Raw genomic sequence first — 20,377 nt, 5'->3', positions numbered from 1 at the left:
AAGTCGAATGTTATTAGTAAAAAATGGTCGTGTTGTCGATCCACATTCGGGATTAGACGAAATTTGTGATGTCTTAATTGACGGAAAGAAAATCGTCAAGATTGCTGAATCGATTTCGGAAGATGTGGAGCAGGTTATTGATGCGACAGGTTTGGTGGTTGCACCAGGCTTGGTCGATGTTCATGTGCATTTTCGTGAGCCAGGTCAGACCCACAAGGAAGATATTCATACCGGGGCTCTTTCTGCGGCTGCAGGCGGCTTTACCTCTGTGGTCATGATGGCCAACACCAGTCCGACGATTTCGACTGTCGAAACACTGAAGGAAGTATTAGAATCTGCTAAAAAAGAAGCTATTCACATTTACAGTGTAGCAACCATCACCAATCAATTTGATGGGCAAAACCTGACAGATTTTCCTGCCTTACTAGAGGCTGGTGCGGTAGCCTTCTCGGATGATGGTATTCCTTTGACAAATGCTGGCGTGGTGAGAAAGGCTATGAAATTAGCCAAAGCTCACGACTGCCTCATCAGTCTGCATGAAGAAGATCCTGATTTGAATGGTATTTTGGGGCTTAACGAGCAAGTGGCTGAAAAGCATTTCCATGTCTGTGGAGCAACTGGCGTGGCAGAATACAGTATGGTTGCGCGTGATGTCATGATTGCCTATGAAACAGGTGCCCGTGTCCATATCCAGCACTTGTCTAAAGCGGAGTCAGTCAAGGTTGTCGAATTTGTTCAAGGCCTAGGAGCTAAGGTAACAGCAGAAGTAGCACCCCAGCATTTTTCACGGACTGAGGACTTACTTTTGACCAAAGGTGCCAACGCTAAGATGAACCCGCCCCTACGTCTAGAAAGTGATCGCTTGGCTGTGATTGAAGGTTTAAAATCAGGCGTCATTACCGTTATTGCGACAGACCACGCTCCTCATCATACTGATGAGAAAAATGTGGAGGATGTAACTCAAGCTCCGTCAGGTATGACCGGTTTAGAAACCTCGCTTTCATTGGGTCTAACTCACTTGGTAGAAGATGGGCATCTAAGTCTCATGCAATTACTTGAGAAAATGACCATTAACCCTGCCAAGCTCTATGGCCTTGATGCTGGTTATCTTGCCGAAAATGGACCTGCCGACTTGGTCATTTTTGATCCGACTGTAAATCGTTTGGTCACAGCAGACTTTGCATCTAAGTCAGCCAATTCTCCATTTGTAGGAGATAGCTTGAAGGGCGAGGTTCGTTTTACAATATCGGATGGTGGGATTGTTTTTGAGAAATAAGCAGTAAGCGGATTGGGAAACTAATTCGCTTTTCTCGAACCTTTTTTCTGTAAAAACGATTTCAATGTTTCTATTTTTATGAAATAAGTGTATAATAGTCTTGTGAATTCTGCACAAGAAAGGTTTGTTTATGAAAAAGAAAGATTTCTTATTACCGGTACTGTCTACTCTATTGTTGTCTCCGTTCGTATTGGCACAACAAGTGCAGGCTGCTGAAACTACGCCATCGAGTACTACGGCAAGTACCACAGCTGCTAGACAAGAAGTAGCTCCGACATCAGCTTCAACAGAAACAGCTACCACTGGAAGTGAGGAAGCGGCTGTAACAAGTCAAACTTCAGAAACAGTTGAAGCAGTTATCATCCACACAAACGATGTTCATGGTCGTATTCTTGAAGATACCCGTTCTGGCGTTATCGGTGATGCCAAGGCTGCTGCTGTTATTGAGGAAGAACGTGCAAAGGTTGAAAATACCATCGTTGTAGATGCTGGAGATGCCTTCCAAGGTTTGCCAATTTCTAACTCGACCAAGGGTGAAGATCGTGCCAATATCATGAATGAGGTTGGATACGATGCTATGGCTGTTGGTAACCATGAATTTGACTTTGGTATGGAACAGGCTATCAAGTACAAAGAAACCTTGAATTTCCCACTCCTTAGTGCCAATACCTATGTTGATGGAGCTCGTGTCTTTGAAGCTTCAACCATTGTTGATAAAACTCCAACAGTTGTTGGTGATGAGTTTGTTGTGATTGGTGTTACAACGCCTGAAACAGCGACTAAAACGCACCCTAAAAATGTTGAAGGTGTTACTTTTGCGGACCCAATCACTGAAGTCAACAAAGTTGTTGACGAGGTAGAAGCGCGTGCCTTGGCTGATAACCGCGTTTATAACAACTACATTATCCTAGCTCACTTGGGTGTTGATACAACAACTCCTGTTGAATGGAGAGGTTCTACCTTGGCACAGGCTCTTTCTGAAAACAGCAAGTTGGCTGGCAAACGTGTTATTGTGATTGACGGACATTCTCATACAGTCGAGTCAACAACCTATGGAAATAACGTTACCTACAACCAAACAGGTTCATACTTGAATAACATTGGTAAGGTAACCTTGAAATCTAACCAGTTGCTAGCTGAAGCAGGTCTAATTTCTGCAGCCGATGCTAAGAGTGTGACACCAAATGCGAAAATTGAGGCTCTAGTTGCTGAAATCAAAGCTAAGTACGAAGCTGAAAATGCTCAAGTTGTTATTGCCAACAATCCAGTGGAATTGAATGGTGAACGTTCAAACGTCCGTGTCCGTGAAACAAACTTGGGTAATGCGGTGACAGATGCGATTTACGCTTATGGTCAAACAGGTTTCTCAAACAAAACAAGCCTTGCTGTGACCAATGGCGGTGGTCTTCGTGCAACTATCGCTAAAGACCAGCCTGTCACAAAAGGTGATATTATTGCTGTCTTGCCATTTGGTAACATCGTTTCTCAAATCACTGTAACAGGTCAGCAAATTGCTGATATGTTTGCCAAGTCTTTATCTGCTACCTTGCAAGCAGATAAGGAAACTGGCGCTCCTGTATTGGATGAAAATGGACTTCCACTTTTAGAAGCTAGTGGTGGTTTCTTGCACATTTCAGGTGCCCAAGTATTCTACGATACAACCCTACCAGCTGACCAACGCGTTCTCTTGATTGGTATCCTCAATCCTGAAACAGGCCTCTACGAAGAATTAGATCTAGCAAAAACATACTACTTAGCAACCAATGACTTCTTGGCAGCTGGTGGTGATGGCTACACTATGCTTGGTGGCGCTCGTGAAGAAGGTCCTTCAATGGACAGTGCCTTCGCTGAGTATTTGAAATCCGCTGACTTAACCGTCTATGAAGTTGTTAATCCAAACTCTCGTTTAGTTTCAGTTAACTCGACTTTGGATATAGATGGTGATAATTTCCCTGACTACATTGAAGTATTGGCAGAAACTGACCCAACTGATGCTAATTCAAATCCAGAAACACTTGTTAAACCAGTGGAAAAACCAACGGCTCCATCTACACAAAAAGATGCACAAACTGGTGGTCAAACACAGACACCTGTGACAGAAGGACAGCAAGCATCTGTTGCTAAACCAGCTGTTAAACCAGCCTTGTCTACTAGTACTCCAGTTGCTACTTCTAAAACAACTACTAGCTCAGCAGCTAGCCTGCCAAATACCGGTGATCAATCAAGCCTAGCACTTAGTCTATTTGGCCTTGGTCTTGCTGGACTTGCAGTGACCGTTCGTCGTCGTAAAGTAAACTAATCAAATGACAGAAACAGGGTCTTAGGGCTCTGTTTTTGACTGGAGGAAATATGCAAACTGTATTTGACTATCAAAAAGAAGGAAGTCGACCAATCCTTACTTCCTATGTTTTGCTCAGTAATTCGCCTAGACGTAAGCAATTATTGGAGTTTCTAGAGCCTCGCATCCAATCCGTTGAAGTTGATGAACGGGGGATTGAAGAGTATTTTATGGAAAAATTTGCTAGCGATGATTTTCTTACTCGAGCAGCAAAGACATGCTGTGAAATTTCCAAGGCCAAGTCGGATATGGAACTAGAACAAGGCTATCTCTATATCTCGGCCGATACGATTGTGGTGGCAGACGGACAGATTTTCAACAAACCTCGGGATTTGGCTGAGGCGGAAGCCATGTTTCGTTCCTATTTTGGCAAGAGTCATTATGTAGTGACTTCTGTTTGTCTTCGAAGTTCTCAGTCATTAGATGTTTTTTATACGCTGGCACAGATTGATTTTGTTGACTATTATCCAGCGCTTGAGGAACACATCCAAGCTTATATTCATGAAAAACAGCCCCTCGATAAGGCAGGTGCCTACGGTATTCAAGAGCTGGATCCACGCTTTGTGGCAGGCATTTCGGGAGATATTCATACCATCATCGGTCTGCCCGTGGCTGAAGTTTCCCGCAGGATTTTTGGGAGTGGGAAAGAACTCTACTAATCTCAAAGAGTTCGTCAACAAGTCCGTATTTCCAGTTGTTGAGCTGAAACAGTCTATTCCCAGACTGTTCCACTCCCACCCCCGCATAGCTCCAAAGGTTTGGGGAACCTTTGGAGGTCGGAGATAGAGCGAACTTTGTTCGCAACAGTCGTAATGGCCAGATTTGGAGTGCAAAACACGAACAAATCTGCCAATCAACCTCTGCGCTGAGATGTTGACACTAACCTTATTAAGTGATGCTATAATTTAGCTCAGCATTTTTGAAAAATAGCAGAGCTGAAAAGTTTGTTTGTGGTATAATAGAGGTCGAAAAGGAGAGTTTATGACTGTAGATATCGAAAAATACAAGCAGCTGGCCCAGCAGAAACAGGGAGAACATCGAAAATTTCTAGCCAACCTCAAGAAGAAAGCACCCAAAAATCTGGACAGAATTGTTCAAGATATCCATGCGGAAGTTTTTTCGGAAATTGACTGCACAGAGTGTGCCAATTGCTGCAAGACCTTGGGCCCGCTTTTTACAGAAGCTGACATTACTCGAATTGCCAAGCATTTGCGCATGAAATTACCTGTTTTTGAGGATATGTATTTGCGCGTGGATGAGGATGGCGATAAGGTTTTTCAATCCATGCCCTGTCCCTTCCTTGGAGGTGATAATCTCTGTAGCATCTATGATGCTCGTCCTAAAGCCTGCCGAGAATTTCCGCATACGGATAGGAAGAAGATTTACCAAATTAACAATCTAACAATAAAAAATACTCTTATCTGCCCTGCGGCCTACCTCTTTGTTGAGAAATTGCGTGAGCGAATGTAAGTTTTATAGCGGTTGGTATCATCTTAAAGCAGTTGGTGGTAATATAGAGTGTTATTTCCTGTTTATCAGACGAAAGTTATTCATAAGTGGTAACAGATATAGCTAATAACTATACCTTTTTGCATAGAAAAAGTATTAGCCAAGATGGAAAAAATAGGGTAGAATACAGAAAAGTCCAAAGGAGCTATCACTATGACTAGAGAATTTTCATTTGAAACCCTTCAACTTCATGCAGGACAAGAGGTTGATCCCGCTTCAAAATCACGTGCTGTACCAATTTACCAAACTACTTCTTATGTTTTTGATGATGCACAAGAAGCAGAGGACTTATTTGCTTTACGTAAACTAGGAAATATCTATACTCGTATTACCAATCCAACGGTTGCTACTTTTGAGAATCGTATTGCTGCCTTAGAAGGTGGCATTGGGGCGCTCGCAACAGCTTCTGGTATGGCAGCTATCACCTATACTATTCTAGCGCTGGCACATGCTGGAGATCATATTGTGGCGGCAACGACACTCTATGGTGGAACTTTTAACCTATTCAAAGAAACTCTTCCACGTTATGGAATAACAACAAGTTTTGTCGATATTGATGATTTTGAAGCAGTAGAAGCTGCCATTCAAGACAATACAAAGCTTGTATTTATTGAAACCCTTGGGAATCCTGTTATCAACATTCCTGACCTTGAAAAACTGGCAGGTATTGCCCACCGTCACAATATCCCACTCGTTTCAGATAATACCTTTGCTACTCCTTATTTAATCAATGTATTTTCACATGGTGTAGATATTGCGGTACATTCTGCAACCAAGTTTATTGGTGGACATGGTACGACCATTGGTGGTGTGATTGTCGATAGCGGCAAGTTTGACTGGGCGGCATCTGGTAAGTTTCCTCAATTTGTTGAAGAAGATCCAAGCTATCACAACATTAGTTACACTCGTGATATTGGTGAAGCAGCATTTATTGTAGCAGTTCGTGTACAATTACTTCGTGATACAGGTGCAGCCCTTGCTCCATTTAATGCCTTCTTACTTTTACAAGGATTGGAGACCTTGTCTCTCCGTGTAGAGCGTCATGTATCAAATGCTGAAAAGATTGTTGATTTTTTGTTGAATCACCCTAATGTTGAGTCGGTCAATTATCCATCGCTTCCAGATAGCCCTTATAAGGCTTTGGCGGATAAATACCTGCCAAAAGGTGTAGGCTCTATCTTCTCTTTCCAAGTAAAAGGCGGAGCAGAAGAAGCTCGTAAGGTTATTGATAGTTTGGAAATATTTTCTAATTTAGCAAACGTTGCTGATGCTAAATCATTGGTAGTTCATCCAGCTACAACCACCCATGCTCAATTAGCACCAGCAGACCAAATTGCAGCAGGTGTGACACCAAATCAAATCCGTCTTTCTATCGGACTTGAAAACGTCGATGATTTGATTGAAGATCTGCAACTTGCTCTTGATAAATTATAAGCTATGTGTTAATTTGCTTGACTTCATTCTTTATGAATAAATAATAAAAGGAAATATGGCGTGTGAACCATTTTCCTTTTTTATATTTGTTCTAGTTCTTCCAGTCCACTATCAGTTAGTCGGTAGATTCTTTGACAAACTTCTTTCAAAAAGCGTCTGTCGTGTGATACGCATACCAAGCCACCTGGATAGTCGGCAAATAACTGACGTATATAAGGCTGAGAAGTAGGAGAGAAGTTTCGACTGGGTTCATCTAATAAGAGAAAATTGGCTTGAACAAGTACCATTTTTAACAAGAGTAACTTGGCTTTTTGTCCCCCTGAAAGTTGGCAAATCTTGTGATGAACTTCTTGTCGTGTAAACTGCAGACTGGCTAGATGTGTTAAGATAAGTTGTTCCTGCTCACGATTGCTATTTTCCAATAAAAAATCTAGTGGAGTTTTAGACTCATCAAGCACTTCTGAATAGCGCTGGGGCATGTATCCCAAGTTTATATCTGCTCGTTGCCTGAGTTCTTGATAGATTAGCTTTAGAAAACTGGATTTACCAATTCCATTCGGGCCAATGACGCCAATCTTATCTTGCCCATTTATGTTGAAATGGATGTTTTGAACGAGTAGTCGTTCGTCAACCTTTAATTGGAAGTTTTCTAAGTGAAGTACTTGCTTTCTAGCTGGTAGTGGTGAAATGTCTGAGAAGAAGAGGGAAATGGTATCTTCATGAAAAGGAACTTGTGTGAGGTTTGCCCTCATTCTTTCATAGCGTTTTTCGCGTGATAAGACATTCTTCATTTTCTTGGCTATGAGCCGTCCTAGTGTGGCATCATGGGTGTTGAGCAAGGTATGACGAACCTGTGATTTTTGTCGTAGGTGCTTATTCATGGCTTTGTCAAATTCTTTTTGGTCATTCCGAGCTTGTTGAACTTGTTTCTGATAGGCTTGTTGGCGTCTCAATGCGTAATCCTGGTAATCTAGTTCTTCAACCTTGGTCTGAGCAAGTGTTTTCTTTTTAACCGATTCTAGGTGAATGATTTTTGTGGCTGTTTTGCTGAGGAAGTCTTCATCGTGAGAAACAAATAGAATGGTGTTAGGGCTCGTGATGATATAGTTTTCAAGCCAAAGTAAGGTATCCAAATCTAAATCATTTGATGGTTCATCTAGAAAGATGATGTCAGATGGAATAGACAGTAATTTGATCAACTGAATTTTTAATTTTTCTCCACCTGACAGGCTTCCAATCAATTGCTGGCTGGAAAACCGTACGCTGTCAAACTGGAGCTGGTCAGCATAGAGGTAGAGTAGGCCGTAGTCAATGTCGCTGTCCAAGTCAGCGAAGAAGTAGTCGTTCAAGGTTAGCTCTGCTATTTCCAGTGGAAGACTTTGAGGAATGTAGACTGGCGAGTGAAAATATCGGTGAATATTGCCTGATAGGAGTAGGTAGTCTGTGACAAGAGCTGCATCCATTAAGGTTAGTAGTAGACTGGATTTGCCATTTCCTTCTTCCCCGATGATGGCTATTTTATCGCCAGGGTTGACAATGAGGTTTAGGTCCTGAACCAAGGTTCTTAAATCTTTTTGATGGTCGAGAGATAAATGTTGAGTGCTTAGTAGCATAAGGCCTCCTTTACAAGTAAAAACACACTACCTATTTAGTAGTGTGTCGAAATCTGCTCAAAAAGACCCTATTCATGGAACAGAGAAACAGAAAAATGGACGCAAGAAAACTACTAAATAAGCATAGAACTTAGTTTGAGTTTACTTCTTATTGTCCATTTCTCCCTACCTCGCTTGCTACATTTGTTTTAGTATAGCATATCGATAAAAACTTGTCAATATACTGTTTTTGTACGGAAATCTTGTCGAAGAATGAAGAAAAAATGAATTTTCTTTCATCAGGAGAGCACACAATCGTATTTTTGGCTAGGCTTAGGTTATAATAAGAGAAGCTGTGTTTAGACAGGACTCTAAAGCAATAGCTAAAAAATAAGGAAATGAAAATGTTATGGATATTTTATTAAGTGTTTTTCCAATTATTCTCTTGATATTTTTGATGATCAAGATGCGTTTGGCAGCCAGTTATGCCTTACCAGCGATTGCAGGCTTGGTTTATTTGATTTTGTTGGTGTATTTTAAGACGGATTTTGCCTTGTTAAATTCAGGCTTGGTCACAGGTTTTTGGGCTACCCTAACGCCGATAACAGTGATTATGGGAGCGGTGCTATTTAATAACTTTCAACGAAAAACAGGAAACCAAGCTATCATCAACAGATGGATGTCTAGTTTGACACCCAATCCTGTTGCTCAGATGATGATTATCGGTTATGCCTTCGCCTTCATGATTGAAGGGGCATCTGGTTTTGGAACTCCCGCAGCAATTGCAGCCCCCATCTTGATTGCTTTGGGATTTGAACCCATCAAGGTTGTGCTAGCAGTATTGATTTTTAATTCGATTCCTGTATCTTTTGGTGCTGTCGGTACGCCGACTTGGTTTGGATTTGGTTCTTTAGGTTTGACCAGTCAGCAGATTGGAGAGCTGGGCTTAAAGGCAGCTCTAATTCATTTAACCGCAGGCTTGCTCATTCCCTTGATTGCCCTTCGTTATGTCTTTTCTTGGTCACAAATCAAGGCCAATCTGCTCTATATTTATTTGACAGTCTTTGCTTGCGCCTTGCCCATGACCCTTTTGGCCACTATCAACTATGAATTCCCATCTCTTTTGGGAGGAGCAATCGGTTTTCTTATTTCAATCTGGTTAGCCAAAAAACAGATTGGCTTGAATTCGGTCGAAAACAAGAAAAATTTTGTGGAACAAGTTACAGCAAAAGAACTCTTTATGGCTACTCTTCCCTTGATTTGCTTGGTTTTGATACTGGTGATAACCCGTGTTCCTCAGCTAGGGATTAAAGGCCTGATGAGAACGGATGCCCTGCTTTTAAGTACAGATATTGGCTTTGCTAAGCTAGAAATTACAAAGGCTCTGAAATTCACGTTAGCCAATGTATTTGGTACTAGCTCGACAGAATCTTATGAATTGCTTTACGCACCAGCATTCATTCCTTTCTTCCTCATTGTGTTGACCCTATCGAGCCTCTATCCGAGTATGAAAGGTCAAGTATGGAAGATGATTGGGCAAACCGCCAAACAAGTGTCGGAACCCTTCTTTGCCCTTCTAGGTGGTGTGACCATGGTAAAATTCATGCTACTTAATGGTGATCAGTCTATGGTATCCATTATCGGGATGTCCTTGGCAGCAGCAACTGGTCCTTATTGGGGTCTCTTCGCTTCCTATCTAGGTGCCATTGGAGCCTTCTTCTCAGGTTCTGCGACAATTTCCAATCTCATTTTTGGTGGTGTCCAACAATCCATCGCCACGCAAACAGGTCTGAACATGACCAGTATCTTGGCCATGCAGTCTGTCGGAGGAGCAATGGGGAATATGACCTGTGTCAACAATATCATTGCGGCCTCATCCGTTTCCGGAGTGCGTCGTCAAGAAGGATTTATCATGCAGAAAACAGCCGTGCCTATGTTTATCTACGGAATTATCGTTGCCCTAATTGGACTATTTTTATAATTAAGAAAACCTCAGAAATGAGGTTTTTTTGATGTTTGCCTTACTAGATGAATAGGAATGGCTATTCTCATCTATTCAGATTTGTGATAAAATTGACCTACCGAGATGAACTAGTAAGGAGATATTCATGGCGATCGAAGGAGTAGAGCAGGCGGCAGTATTAGAAATTGACAATCAAATTCGGCTTCGTAGATATGATGGAATTCATGATTTTGCTTTGATATGGCACCAAGATCTAGAATTGGTCTGGCTCATTGATGGTGATCAAGAACGTTATAGTCAGGACTTGCTCAATCGTATGTATGAATACTTGTCAACGAATGGAGAATGTTACTTTATTGAAATTTTTGAAGACGATCAGTTTATCCCAATTGGTGATGTGACGCTGTTTGCAGATGATTTTGCCATTGCCATTGGAGATAAGCGGTATTGGAAAAAGGGAATAGGAACCAAGGTATTGCAGCGAATGATTAATCGAGCAAGGGAGCTGGGCTTTGTGGAAATACTTGTCGAAGAAATTTATGATTGGAATACGGGCTCCCGTAAACTATTTGAGAAATGTGGCTTTGAAGCTGTTGAAAAGAAAAAGAAAGGTTGGTCCTATAAAAAGAATTTATAAATCATTGTGAGATGCAAAAAAAGCCTTGACTGCTAGTCAAAGGCTTTTCGTTTAGCTTACACATTCAAGACCTTATCTAAGAAGTCTTTCAAACGTGGGTGTTGTGGGTTGTCAAAGATTTGCTCTGGTGTTCCATCTTCAAGGAATTGACCGCCATCAGTAAAGATAACGCGGTTAGCAACCTTGCGTGCGAAGCCCATCTCGTGGGTAACGATCAACATGGTCATTCCTTGCTCTGCCAAGTCTTTCATAACGTTGAGTACGTCCCCAACCATTTCTGGGTCAAGGGCAGAAGTAGGTTCGTCAAAGAGCATAATGTCTGGGTTCATAGCGAGGGCACGAGCGATGGCAACACGTTGCTTCTGACCACCTGAAAGGCTATCTGGCATAGCGTCGCGTTTGTCAGCCAAACCAACTTTTTCCAACAATTCCATGCCGACTTTTTCAGCTTCAGCCTTGTCCATCAATTTGTGTTCGATAGGAGCAAACGTGATGTTATCCAGTACAGTCATATGTGGGAAAAGGTTGAAGTGCTGGAATACCATACCAACATTTGCTCGAAAGGCATCGACATCTGTCTTAGGATCTGTCAAATCATATCCGTCAACAGTTACTTGACCACTTGTAATGGTTTCAAGCAAGTTCATGGTACGAAGGAAGGTAGATTTACCAGAACCAGAAGGACCGATGATACAAACCACATCGCCTTCATAGAACTTAGCAGTGATACCTTTCAATACTTCGTTTTTTCCATAATACTTGTGCAAGTCATGGACGTTAATTTTTAATTGAGCCATTATTTGCCTCCTTTTTCAAGATTACGAGCCAAGCGAGTTAAGAGCGTGATAACCACCAAGTAGATAATGGCAAGGATTGCATACATACGGAAGGATTGGTAGTTACGAGCGATGATGATTTTACCTGCTTGGAAGAGTTCCACCAAACCGATAGCAGAGATGATAGTCGTATCTTTCAAAGTGATAACGAATTGGTTGATGAAGTTTGGCAACATGATTTTACCAGCCTGTGGCAAGATAATCTTACGCATGGTTGTTCCGTAAGAAATACCCAAACTGCGAGACGCTTCCATTTGACCAGCAGGAACAGCCTGAATACCACCACGAACAATCTCAGCGATATAGGCACCAGAGTTGAGGGATAGGGCAATAGTACCAGCAACGAAGTCGTTAATTGGTGACTGTTGACCTGTGATAGATTCAATCAAGTTAGGAATACCCCAGAAGATGAAGGCAGCTACAATCATCAAAGGAATACCACGAACCACATCAACGAAAACAGATGCAGTTACACGGAGGGCTTTGATTGGACTAACCGCGAACATACCGAAGATAATACCGATAACAATAGCAATGGCAAATGAAAGAAGGGCGAGGCCGATTGTGATACCAAGACCTGAAAGCAACTGACCATAGTTGTTTTTCAAAAGACCAACAATGGTTGTTTCGTCTACGGTTGAAGTAGTTGCACTTGTTTCTTCTGTTGCGTTGAAATATTTATTAAGAATTTCGTCGTATTTGCCAGATTCTACAAGGGCAGCCATACCATTGTTGAACATTTCAATCAACTCAGGGTTTGTGCCTTTTTTAACAGCGAAACCGTACTCACCAGATTTTTCACCTGGGACTGGAGTTGCAAAGTCACGACCTTGTTGGATAGCGTAAAGCAATACAGCTTCGTCATCCATGAGGGCATCAATAGAACCTGAGTTCAAGCTGTCATACATACCAGATGCTTCGTCAAAAGCCTTTAGAGTATAACCGTACTTGTCTTTGTTGCTTTCCAAGAAAGTGTAAGAAGCAGTACCGTTTTTAGCACCAACAGTTTTACCTTTCAAATCTTCGTACGAAGCAATGTCACTACTGTTCTTGACAGCAAGAAGGATGTTGGATGAATAGTAAGCATCTGAGAAATCAAAGATTTCCTTACGAGCGTCCGTGATAGACATACCAGCGATAACTGCATCAGCTTGTCCAGCCTGAACAGCGTTCAAGGCTGCATCAAAGCCAGGGTTTTGAATGGTAATAGTGAAACCTTGTTGTTCCGCAATAGCCTTAATCAATTCCATATCAATGCCGACATACTGACCAGTTTCATCCTGGTATTCAAATGGGGCAAATGATGAATCAGCAACGATTGTGTAGCTTGATTTTACCGGTGTTGCCTTTGTAGTGGCGCTACCAGTCAAGCTAAGACGAGAAGAGTAGTCAGTGGTTTCAGCAGAAGCTGTTGTTGCTCCCAACCACTTGTTCATGATTTGTTGGTAAGTACCGTCTTCCTTCATTGCAGCAAGGGCCTTGTTGAAGTCTTCTACAAGGTACTCATATTGGCTGCCCTTTTTAACAGAGAAACCAAATGAACCAATCGCTTCTCCAGCGATGTCAATGCTAAGGTCTTGCCCTTTTTGGATAGCGTACTGGATAACGGCTTCATCATCCATAACAGCATCTACTGCACCAGCAGAGAGACTGTTATACATCAAATCACCTGTATCAAAGGTTTTAATGGTGTAACCGTACTTATCCTTGTTTTCCTCAAGAAAGGCTTGAGCAGCTGTACCATTTTTTACCCCAACTGTTTTGCCATTGAGGTCTTCGTACTTAGCAATCGTGTTTGACTTGGTTGTAGCAATAACGATTTTGGTATCGAAGTAAGGATCAGAGAAGGTAAAGACCTTCTTACGTGGTTCTGTAATGGTTGTACCAGCCATGAGGGCATCGGCAGATCCAGCTTGAACTGCGTTGACAGCAGCATCAAAACCTGGGAATGACTGGTTCATAGTCCAGCCAGAACGCTTCGCTACTTCATTGATAATATCAACGTCTAATCCTTTATAAACTTGGTCTGAGTCTTTAAACTCGAATGGTGCGTAGGCATTATCGAAGACAATATCAATGGTATCGTCAGCCTTAACACCTGTAAAAATAAAGAATATCGGCAGTATGCTTGCCAATAACATGAGTAGTTTTTTCTTCATTTTCATACTCCTTCTATATAAAATAACTGTCCTAGTATATCACAATCTGAAAAATATTGCAAAAACTACCAATTAGTCATGTAAGAAAACATGACATCCAAGGTTATTAAATTGTGTGAAAATTTAATGTTTTTTGAGAAAATGTCTAGTATCTGATTGAATAAACTTGTGATACAATAGTCTTATGAACGATTTAATCAAGCACAAATTGGAGTTGCTGCCGGATAGTCCGGGTTGCTACCTCCATAAAAACAAGTACGGAAAGATTATCTATGTGGGTAAGGCCAAAAACCTGCGCAATCGGGTCCGGTCTTATTTTCGTGGTGCCCATGATACCAAGACAGAGGCCTTGGTATCTGAAATTGCCGACTTTGAATTTATCGTGACGGATTCCAATATCGAGGCGCTCTTGCTGGAAATCAATCTGATTCAGGAAAACAAGCCTCGCTATAACATCATGCTCAAGGATGACAAGTCTTATCCTTTTATTAAAATTACCAAGGAACGTCACCCACGGCTGATCATTACACGGCAGATAAAAAAGGACGGTGGTCAGTATTTTGGTCCCTATCCAGATGTGGGTGCGGCCAACCAGACCCTCAAACTATTGGAACGCCTCTATCCTTTCCGCAAGTGTAAATTGCCTGAGAACAAGTATTGTCTTTATTATCATTTGGGGCAATGTCTGGCCCATGGGGAAAACCTGCCCAGCCTGTCTGACTATAACAAGATGAGTAAGGAGGTTGCCCAGTTCTTGACGGGGCATGATGATAAGATTGTCAAGGAAGTTCAGGACAAGATGAAAACGGCAGCTGCTAATCTGGAATTTGAAAAGGCTGCGGAATACCGAGATGTCCTGCAATCCATTTCAACCCTGCGGACCAAGCAACGTGTGATGGCCCATGACTTGCAGAATCGGGATGTCTTTGGCTACTATGTGGACAAGGGCTGGATGTGCGTGCAGGTATTCTTTGTTCGTCAGGGGAAACTGATTGAGCGGAATGTCAATCTTTTTCCATATTATAATGATGCGGACGAAGACTTTTTGACCTATATTGGTCAGTTTTACAGGGACCAGCAACATTTGATACCGTCTGAGGTCTTGATACCGCAGGATATTGACCAAGAAGCCGTAGAAGCTCTGGTGGATACCAAGGTCATCAAGCCTCAGCGTGGCGAGAAGAAGCAACTCATCAATCTGGCAACCAAGAATGCCCGTGTCAGTCTGGAGCAGAAGTTTAATCTCTTGGAGAAAAATCTGGAGAAGACCTACGGTGCTGTGGAGAATATCGGTCAGCTTTTGGGGATTCCGACTCCTGTGCGGATTGAGGCTTTCGACAACTCCAACATCATGGGGACCAGTCCTGTGTCGGCTATGGTGGTCTTTGAAAATGGGGTGCCTAATAAAAAGGAATACCGCAAGTACAAGATTAAGACGGTGGAAGGACCAGATGACTATGCTTCCATGCGAGAAGTGTTGCAGCGGCGGTACAGTCGGATGCTTCGTGACGGTTTGACACCGCCTGATTTGATTATCATTGACGGTGGTCAGGGGCAAGTTAATGTCGCCAAGCAGGTCATCGAGCAGGAGTTAGGTATGTCCATTCCCATTGCAGGTTTGCAGAAGAATGACAAGCACCAGACCCACGAGTTGCTTTTTGGTAATCCGCTGGAAGTAGTTGAGTTGCCCCGTAATTCTCAGGAATTTTTCCTCCTGCATCGGATTCAAGATGAAGTGCACCGCTTTGCCATTGAGTTTCACCGTCAGGTTCGGTCAAAAAATTCCTTCTCATCCAGATTGGACGGCATAGAAGGTCTAGGACCAAAACGCAAGCAGGCTCTGATGAAACATTTCAAGTCTATTGGCAATATCCAGTCAGCAAGTTTGCAGGAAATCGCAGAAGCTGGTGTGCCGTATAAGGTGGCGGAGAAGGTGAAGGAAAGTTTGAGTTCCAAAGGATGAAATTTGAAAAATTGCTAGTAAAATGATAAAATAAAACGATATTGCAAAATAAGGAGAAAGCTATGGCGTTTGGTGAAGTAAAACATAAGAAAACATTTTTTGAGAAAGTGACGATTATCATCGTTATCGTGATGGTGCTAGTAACCTTAGCTGGTTTGATTTTGCCAGCTATCAACGTATTGATGAACTAAACGCTTCTAAGCGTTTTTTTCTAGGAAAGAATAGGTAAATTATGAGTATGTTTTTAGATACGGCCAAGATTAAAGTCAAGGCTGGTAAGGGTGGCGATGGCATGGTGGCCTTTCGCCGTGAGAAGTATGTCCCAAACGGTGGTCCTTGGGGCGGTGACGGTGGTCGCGGTGGTAATGTGGTCTTTGTCGTGGATGAAGGCTTGCGTACCCTTATGGATTTCCGCTACAATCGTCGTTTTAAGGCTGACGATGGTGAAAAAGGGATGACCAAGGGCATGCATGGTCGTGGTGCGGAGGACTTAATTGTTCGTGTACCACAGGGGACAACTGTCCGCGATGCAGAAACAGGAAAAGTCATTACGGACTTGGTAGAGCATGGCCAAGAATTTATCATTGCCCACGGTGGTCGAGGTGGTCGTGGAAATATCCGCTTCGCGACACCAAAAAATCCTGCTCCAGAGATTTCTGAAAATGGAGAACCAGGTGAGGAACGTCATTTGGAGTTGGAATTGAAGGTTCTTGCTGACGTTGGTCTTGTTGGTTTTCCATCTGTTGGTAAATCAACCCTGCTCAGTGTCATTACAGCTGCCAAGCCCAAAATTGGTGCCTACCATTTCACCACCATTGTGCCAAACTTGGGCATGGTTCGGACTAAATCTGGTGAATCATTTGCAGTGGCCGACTTACCAGGTTTGATTGAAGGGGCTAGTCAAGGTGTCGGTCTAGGTACCCAATTCCTTCGCCACATTGAGCGAACACGTGTTATCTTGCATGTCTTAGATATGTCAGCAAGTGAGGGTCGTGATCCTTATGAGGACTATGTAGCTATCAACAATGAGTTGGAAACCTACAATCTTCGTCTCATGGAACGCCCGCAGATTATTGTTGCCAATAAGATGGACATGCCGGAAGCAGCTGACAATCTGAAAGAATTTAAGAAAAAATTGGCAGCTAACTATGATGAATTTGACGAACTGCCACAGATTTTCCCAATTTCAGGGATTGCCCACCAAGGTTTGGAAAATCTCTTGGAGGCAACAGCAGAATTGCTAGAGAAAACGCCAGAATTCTTGCTTTATGATGAATCAGATTTCCAAGAGGAAGAAGCTTACTATGGCTTTAACCCAGATGAGCCAGAATTTGACATCAGCCGTGCAGATGATGCTAGCTGGGTTCTGTCTGGTGACAAGCTCGAAAAACTCTTCACTATGACCAACTTTGACCGTGATGAATCTGTCATGAAATTCGCCCGCCAGTTGCGTGGCATGGGTGTTGACGAAGCCCTCCGTGCGCGTGGAGCCAAAGACGGCGACACCGTCCGCATCGGCAAGTTCGAATTTGAGTTTGTTGATTAGTGAAAAAGTCCAGTGGACTTTTTCAGCCCGAGCCTGAAAACTCGAAAGCGAGGCCCCAACCTTACTAATTCCGTTCAGGCAGTAATATCGACTGCCTGTACTCCATGTCGCACCTGTCCAGTTTTTGGGAACTGTTTTATCTGTCTTCTCGAACTAGGACCAGTAAACAATTATCAAAGAAATTGGAGGTTTGTATGGGTGATAAACCGATATCCTTCAAGGATAAGGATGGAAATTTTGTTTCTGCAGCAGATGTTTGGAATGCTGAGAAGTTAGAAGAACTCTTCAATACACTCAATCCCAATCGGAAATTGCGTTTGGAGAGGGAGCGTTTAGCAAGAGAGAAAGAAAATGAGTAAACTTGACCTGTTAGTTTTCAAATAACTAGCAGGTTTTTGGTATTGAATTTTAAAAATGGTAGTGAATGTGCTATAATATAATTAGGGGAAATGCTCTGTTTTTCGAATATATAATACGAGGTTATATCTCAATCAATAGAATATGGAGAAAAATATGAGCAAAAAAAGACATCCTATCAACCCAATGATGGACATTGCAGCTAAAAAAGTGTTTAGCGATCCAGAGGTAACCACAGATTTCATTGAGGCATTTTTAGGTTTCAGACCAAAAGAGGTCAAAATTATGAATGGAACCCTAGCTGATTTGAAGAAAGAGCAAGATGGCTACTTCACTACGACCGTTGATGTGCTTGCTTCCTTGGAAGATGATACTCAAGTAGTGATTGAAATCCAAGTCGCCCACCAAAGAGGCTTTTTGAAACGATTGTGGACCTATATTTGCCAACACCTGGTCGCAAACCTGCCCAATGTTCGACAAAAAGTTGCCAAAACCCATAAGATGTACGATAAAATCCAACCTGTCTATGGTATCGCCGTAGTTGCAACCGACTACTTTAAAGATGAAAGACCAGTCCATTCATTTATTATTACGGATTCAGAAACAGGTCAGGTCTTGCAGTTTCCATTTGGTAAACAAGAACAAGCGAGAAAGCCCTTCGAGATGGTTATTGTAGAACTGAAGAAACTAAAATTAGGAGAAATGGATAGGAAACAACAGCTTTGGATGGAATTCTTCTCTAACAAAGAATTTAGCTTCAAACAAACCAGTGCAATCCAAAAGGCAGAGTATCTTTTGGATGTGAATAATTGGACACAGGAGGAAAGAACAATGATTGATACATGGAACCGAAATGCCGCTAGTTATTACGAAACTATGCAGGAACGTTATGAGGAAGGAATAGAGAAAGGCATAGAGAAAGGTGCAGAGCAAAAAACGCAAGAAGTTTTGATTTCTCTTTTTCAAGTTGGTATGTCTGATGAGAATATTTCTCTGGTTCTGAAAATCCCTATTGAGCAAGTGAGGGTGTTGCGGAAGGATACTGTCACAGAAGAAGGTCATGAACATGGCAACTAATCTTGAAATACTCCACCTGCACCGCGCCGCTAGTTTTTACGAAACTATGCAGGAACGCTTTGAAGAAGGCTATGAGGAGGGTGTTGAAGATGGTTTTGAGAAAGGTATAGATACCGAAAAACTAGGCACTATCAAACGGATGTTAAAAGCAAATATGTCTGATGACATGATTGCTATTGCAACGGAGTTTACCCTTGAGCAGGTAGCAAATTACCGCAATCAATTCCAATTAGAAAAAGGTCCTGAACATGGCAACTAATCTTGAAATACTCCATATGCACCGCGCCGCTAGTTATTACGAAACTATGCAGGAACGTTTTGAGAAAGGAATAGAGAAAGGTATAGATACCGAAAAACTAGGCACTATCAAACGGATGTTAAAAGCAAATATGTCTGATGACATGATTGCTATTGCAACGGAGTTTACCCTTGAACAGGTAGCAGCCTACCGCAATCAATTTCAAATAGAAAAAGGTCCTGAACATGGCAACTAATCTTGAAATACTCCACCTGCACCACGCCGCTAGTTACTACGAAACTATGCAGGAACGCTTTGAAGAAGGCTATGAGGAGGGTGTTGAAGATGGTTTTGAGAAAGGTGCAGAGCAAAAAACGCAAGAAGTTCTGACTTCTCTTTTTCAAGTTGGCATGTCTGATGAGGATATTTCCCTAGTTCTGAAAATCCCTATTGAGCAAGTGAGGATGTTGCGGAAAGATATTGTCACAGAAAAAAGCCCTAAATATGGTAACTAACTGTTAGAATGGCTTTCGATAAATAGACACGAAATAGACAGAGCAGAACTCTACGACGGCAGGGTTCTGTTTTTTCTTCTATTGTGATAGATGAAACTGTGAGAGGTCATAGGCAGCCGTAGCACCTGGTTCCTAAAACCATCTTCGCGCTAGCTCCTTAGAAACCTCAGCCCATCACCAATCCATCAAAACAAGTAGGTCAATTTTTGGGACTTTTGTCAAAGGCTTATCCAATCGTTTGAGATTTTTCTCCCCAGTTTGTCTCTCTTGAAAAGCCTGTGTTAGCAGACTTTCTTGATCAGTCAAATAATTTGAAACCCCTAACATTTGGAGATGTGCAGAAAAATATAAAAAAATATGTTAGTTTGATACATTTTACTTGATTATAGTTAGACAATATTGTAGAATACAGTAGTTATTACTGAAGATTTCATTTTTTTCTTTCAGAAGAAACGGAAAATTCATGTAATTAATACATTAACAAAAAGGGGGGATTTTTTTCAATGCGTAAAGCTAAGAAAAAATCATTTGATTGGTACGGAATGAAGCAACACTTTTCAATCCGTAAATATCATTTTGGTGCAGCCAGCGTTTTGCTTGGTATGTCGCTAGCCTTGGGTGCTGGTGCGCAAGCCGCTAAAGCAGAAACAACTCTTGCATCATCTGAAACGACAACAGCGACATCTACAGTTGCATCTTCAACAGAAGCAAGTGCAGAAGTAGCACCGTCAACTACTACTGAAACGTCAGCGACAGTAGCTGCAACCGCTACTGAAACGACAGCGACAGAAGCAGCAACAGCGACAACAACTGAAGCAACAGCAACAACTACAGAAGTAGCTGCGACAGTTGAACGTTCAGCAACCATTAACTACATCGTGAACTATGTGCTAGAAGATGGCACCCTTGTAAACGCAGTAGTGAAATCAGCTACAGT

The 20,377-nt window shown here is 42.1% G+C and carries 19 protein-coding genes; 16 read left to right on the top strand and 3 right to left on the bottom strand.

Annotated features, from left to right (window positions below; genetic code table 11):
- The first annotated feature begins 7 nt into the window (after window positions 1–7).
- The 5 genes from C1G49_RS05265 to C1G49_RS05245 all read left to right on the top strand — a co-directional run bounded on the left by C1G49_RS05265 (window position 8) and on the right by C1G49_RS05245 (window position 6,557).
- Window positions 8–1,276 (top strand): dihydroorotase, encoded by a 1,269-nt coding sequence (locus C1G49_RS05265; protein WP_105124896.1) that lies wholly within the window; start codon window positions 8–10, stop codon window positions 1,274–1,276.
- Window positions 1,277–1,406: 130 nt separating this feature from the next.
- Window positions 1,407–3,575 (top strand): cell surface ecto-5'-nucleotidase Nt5e, encoded by a 2,169-nt coding sequence (nt5e, locus tag C1G49_RS05260; RefSeq protein WP_153048223.1) that lies wholly within the window; start codon window positions 1,407–1,409, stop codon window positions 3,573–3,575.
- Window positions 3,576–3,625: 50 nt separating this feature from the next.
- Window positions 3,626–4,273, top strand: a complete 648-nt coding sequence (locus C1G49_RS05255) for a Maf family protein (RefSeq protein WP_105124894.1) — start codon at window positions 3,626–3,628, stop codon at window positions 4,271–4,273.
- 322 nt (window positions 4,274–4,595) lie between these two features.
- Window positions 4,596–5,084, top strand: a complete 489-nt coding sequence (locus C1G49_RS05250; protein WP_105124893.1) for a YkgJ family cysteine cluster protein — start codon at window positions 4,596–4,598, stop codon at window positions 5,082–5,084.
- Between the two features lie 192 nt (window positions 5,085–5,276).
- Window positions 5,277–6,557: an O-acetylhomoserine aminocarboxypropyltransferase/cysteine synthase family protein gene (locus tag C1G49_RS05245; protein WP_105124892.1), complete on the top strand. Its 1,281-nt coding sequence runs from the start codon at window positions 5,277–5,279 to the stop codon at window positions 6,555–6,557.
- Between the two features lie 80 nt (window positions 6,558–6,637).
- On the opposite strand, the gene C1G49_RS05240 is transcribed toward C1G49_RS05245, so the two are convergent.
- Window positions 6,638–8,170 (bottom strand): ATP-binding cassette domain-containing protein, encoded by a 1,533-nt coding sequence (locus C1G49_RS05240; protein WP_105124891.1) that lies wholly within the window; start codon window positions 8,168–8,170, stop codon window positions 6,638–6,640.
- 388 nt (window positions 8,171–8,558) lie between these two features.
- Here C1G49_RS05240 and C1G49_RS05235 point away from each other — a divergent pair, with 388 nt between their 5' ends.
- On the top strand, window positions 8,559–10,130 hold the full coding sequence (locus C1G49_RS05235) for an L-lactate permease (protein WP_105124890.1): 1,572 nt from the start codon (window positions 8,559–8,561) through the stop codon (window positions 10,128–10,130).
- 127 nt (window positions 10,131–10,257) lie between these two features.
- On the top strand, window positions 10,258–10,749 hold the full coding sequence (locus C1G49_RS05230) for a GNAT family N-acetyltransferase (RefSeq protein ID WP_105124889.1): 492 nt from the start codon (window positions 10,258–10,260) through the stop codon (window positions 10,747–10,749).
- A gap of 56 nt (window positions 10,750–10,805) precedes the next feature.
- Here the strand turns inward: C1G49_RS05230 and C1G49_RS05225 are convergent, their stop codons facing one another.
- The gene (locus tag C1G49_RS05225) at window positions 10,806–11,546 is read right to left on the bottom strand and encodes an amino acid ABC transporter ATP-binding protein (RefSeq protein ID WP_105124888.1); all 741 of its coding nucleotides are present in this window, start codon (window positions 11,544–11,546) and stop codon (window positions 10,806–10,808) included.
- Window positions 11,546–13,744 carry an ABC transporter substrate-binding protein/permease gene (locus tag C1G49_RS05220; protein WP_105124887.1) on the bottom strand — a complete coding sequence of 733 codons (2,199 nt, stop codon included), beginning with the start codon at window positions 13,742–13,744 and terminating at the stop codon, window positions 11,546–11,548. Before C1G49_RS05220 ends, C1G49_RS05225 begins: the two co-directional genes overlap by 1 nt.
- Before the next feature lie 184 nt (window positions 13,745–13,928).
- Between C1G49_RS05220 and uvrC the strand changes: the two genes are divergently transcribed.
- From uvrC to C1G49_RS05175, 9 genes are all read left to right on the top strand, one after another.
- Entirely contained in the window at window positions 13,929–15,707 is a 1,779-nt protein-coding gene (gene uvrC / locus C1G49_RS05215) for an excinuclease ABC subunit UvrC (RefSeq protein WP_105124886.1), read from the top strand.
- Between the two features lie 62 nt (window positions 15,708–15,769).
- Window positions 15,770–15,898, top strand: a complete 129-nt coding sequence (locus C1G49_RS05210; RefSeq protein WP_105124885.1) for a DUF4044 domain-containing protein — start codon at window positions 15,770–15,772, stop codon at window positions 15,896–15,898.
- Window positions 15,899–15,939: 41 nt separating this feature from the next.
- Window positions 15,940–17,253 carry a GTPase ObgE gene (gene obgE, locus C1G49_RS05205; protein ID WP_105124884.1) on the top strand — a complete coding sequence of 438 codons (1,314 nt, stop codon included), beginning with the start codon at window positions 15,940–15,942 and terminating at the stop codon, window positions 17,251–17,253.
- 194 nt (window positions 17,254–17,447) lie between these two features.
- On the top strand, window positions 17,448–17,612 hold the full coding sequence (locus C1G49_RS11155; protein WP_024409594.1) for a hypothetical protein: 165 nt from the start codon (window positions 17,448–17,450) through the stop codon (window positions 17,610–17,612).
- A 154-nt stretch (window positions 17,613–17,766) separates the two neighbouring features.
- A complete protein-coding gene (locus tag C1G49_RS05195; protein ID WP_161942089.1) occupies window positions 17,767–18,687 on the top strand; it encodes an Rpn family recombination-promoting nuclease/putative transposase in 921 nt (306 codons plus the stop codon).
- Window positions 18,677–18,946, top strand: coding sequence for a hypothetical protein (locus tag C1G49_RS05190; protein ID WP_153048222.1), 270 nt, complete (start codon window positions 18,677–18,679; stop codon window positions 18,944–18,946). The genes C1G49_RS05195 and C1G49_RS05190 overlap by 11 nt, the downstream gene beginning before the upstream one ends.
- Window positions 18,936–19,181 (top strand): hypothetical protein, encoded by a 246-nt coding sequence (locus tag C1G49_RS05185; protein ID WP_105124881.1) that lies wholly within the window; start codon window positions 18,936–18,938, stop codon window positions 19,179–19,181. The genes C1G49_RS05190 and C1G49_RS05185 overlap by 11 nt, the downstream gene beginning before the upstream one ends.
- The gene (locus tag C1G49_RS05180; RefSeq protein ID WP_105124880.1) at window positions 19,171–19,440 is read left to right on the top strand and encodes a hypothetical protein; all 270 of its coding nucleotides are present in this window, start codon (window positions 19,171–19,173) and stop codon (window positions 19,438–19,440) included. Before C1G49_RS05185 ends, C1G49_RS05180 begins: the two co-directional genes overlap by 11 nt.
- A 503-nt stretch (window positions 19,441–19,943) precedes the next feature.
- On the top strand, window positions 19,944–20,377 hold a 434-nt coding region (locus C1G49_RS05175), incomplete at its 3' end, for a YSIRK-type signal peptide-containing protein (protein ID WP_153048221.1).

This window comes from Streptococcus suis (assembly GCF_002960625.1).
GTDB classification, from domain to species: Bacteria; Bacillota; Bacilli; order Lactobacillales; family Streptococcaceae; genus Streptococcus; species Streptococcus suis_T.
This window is presented reverse-complemented; position numbering and strand designations above follow the sequence as displayed.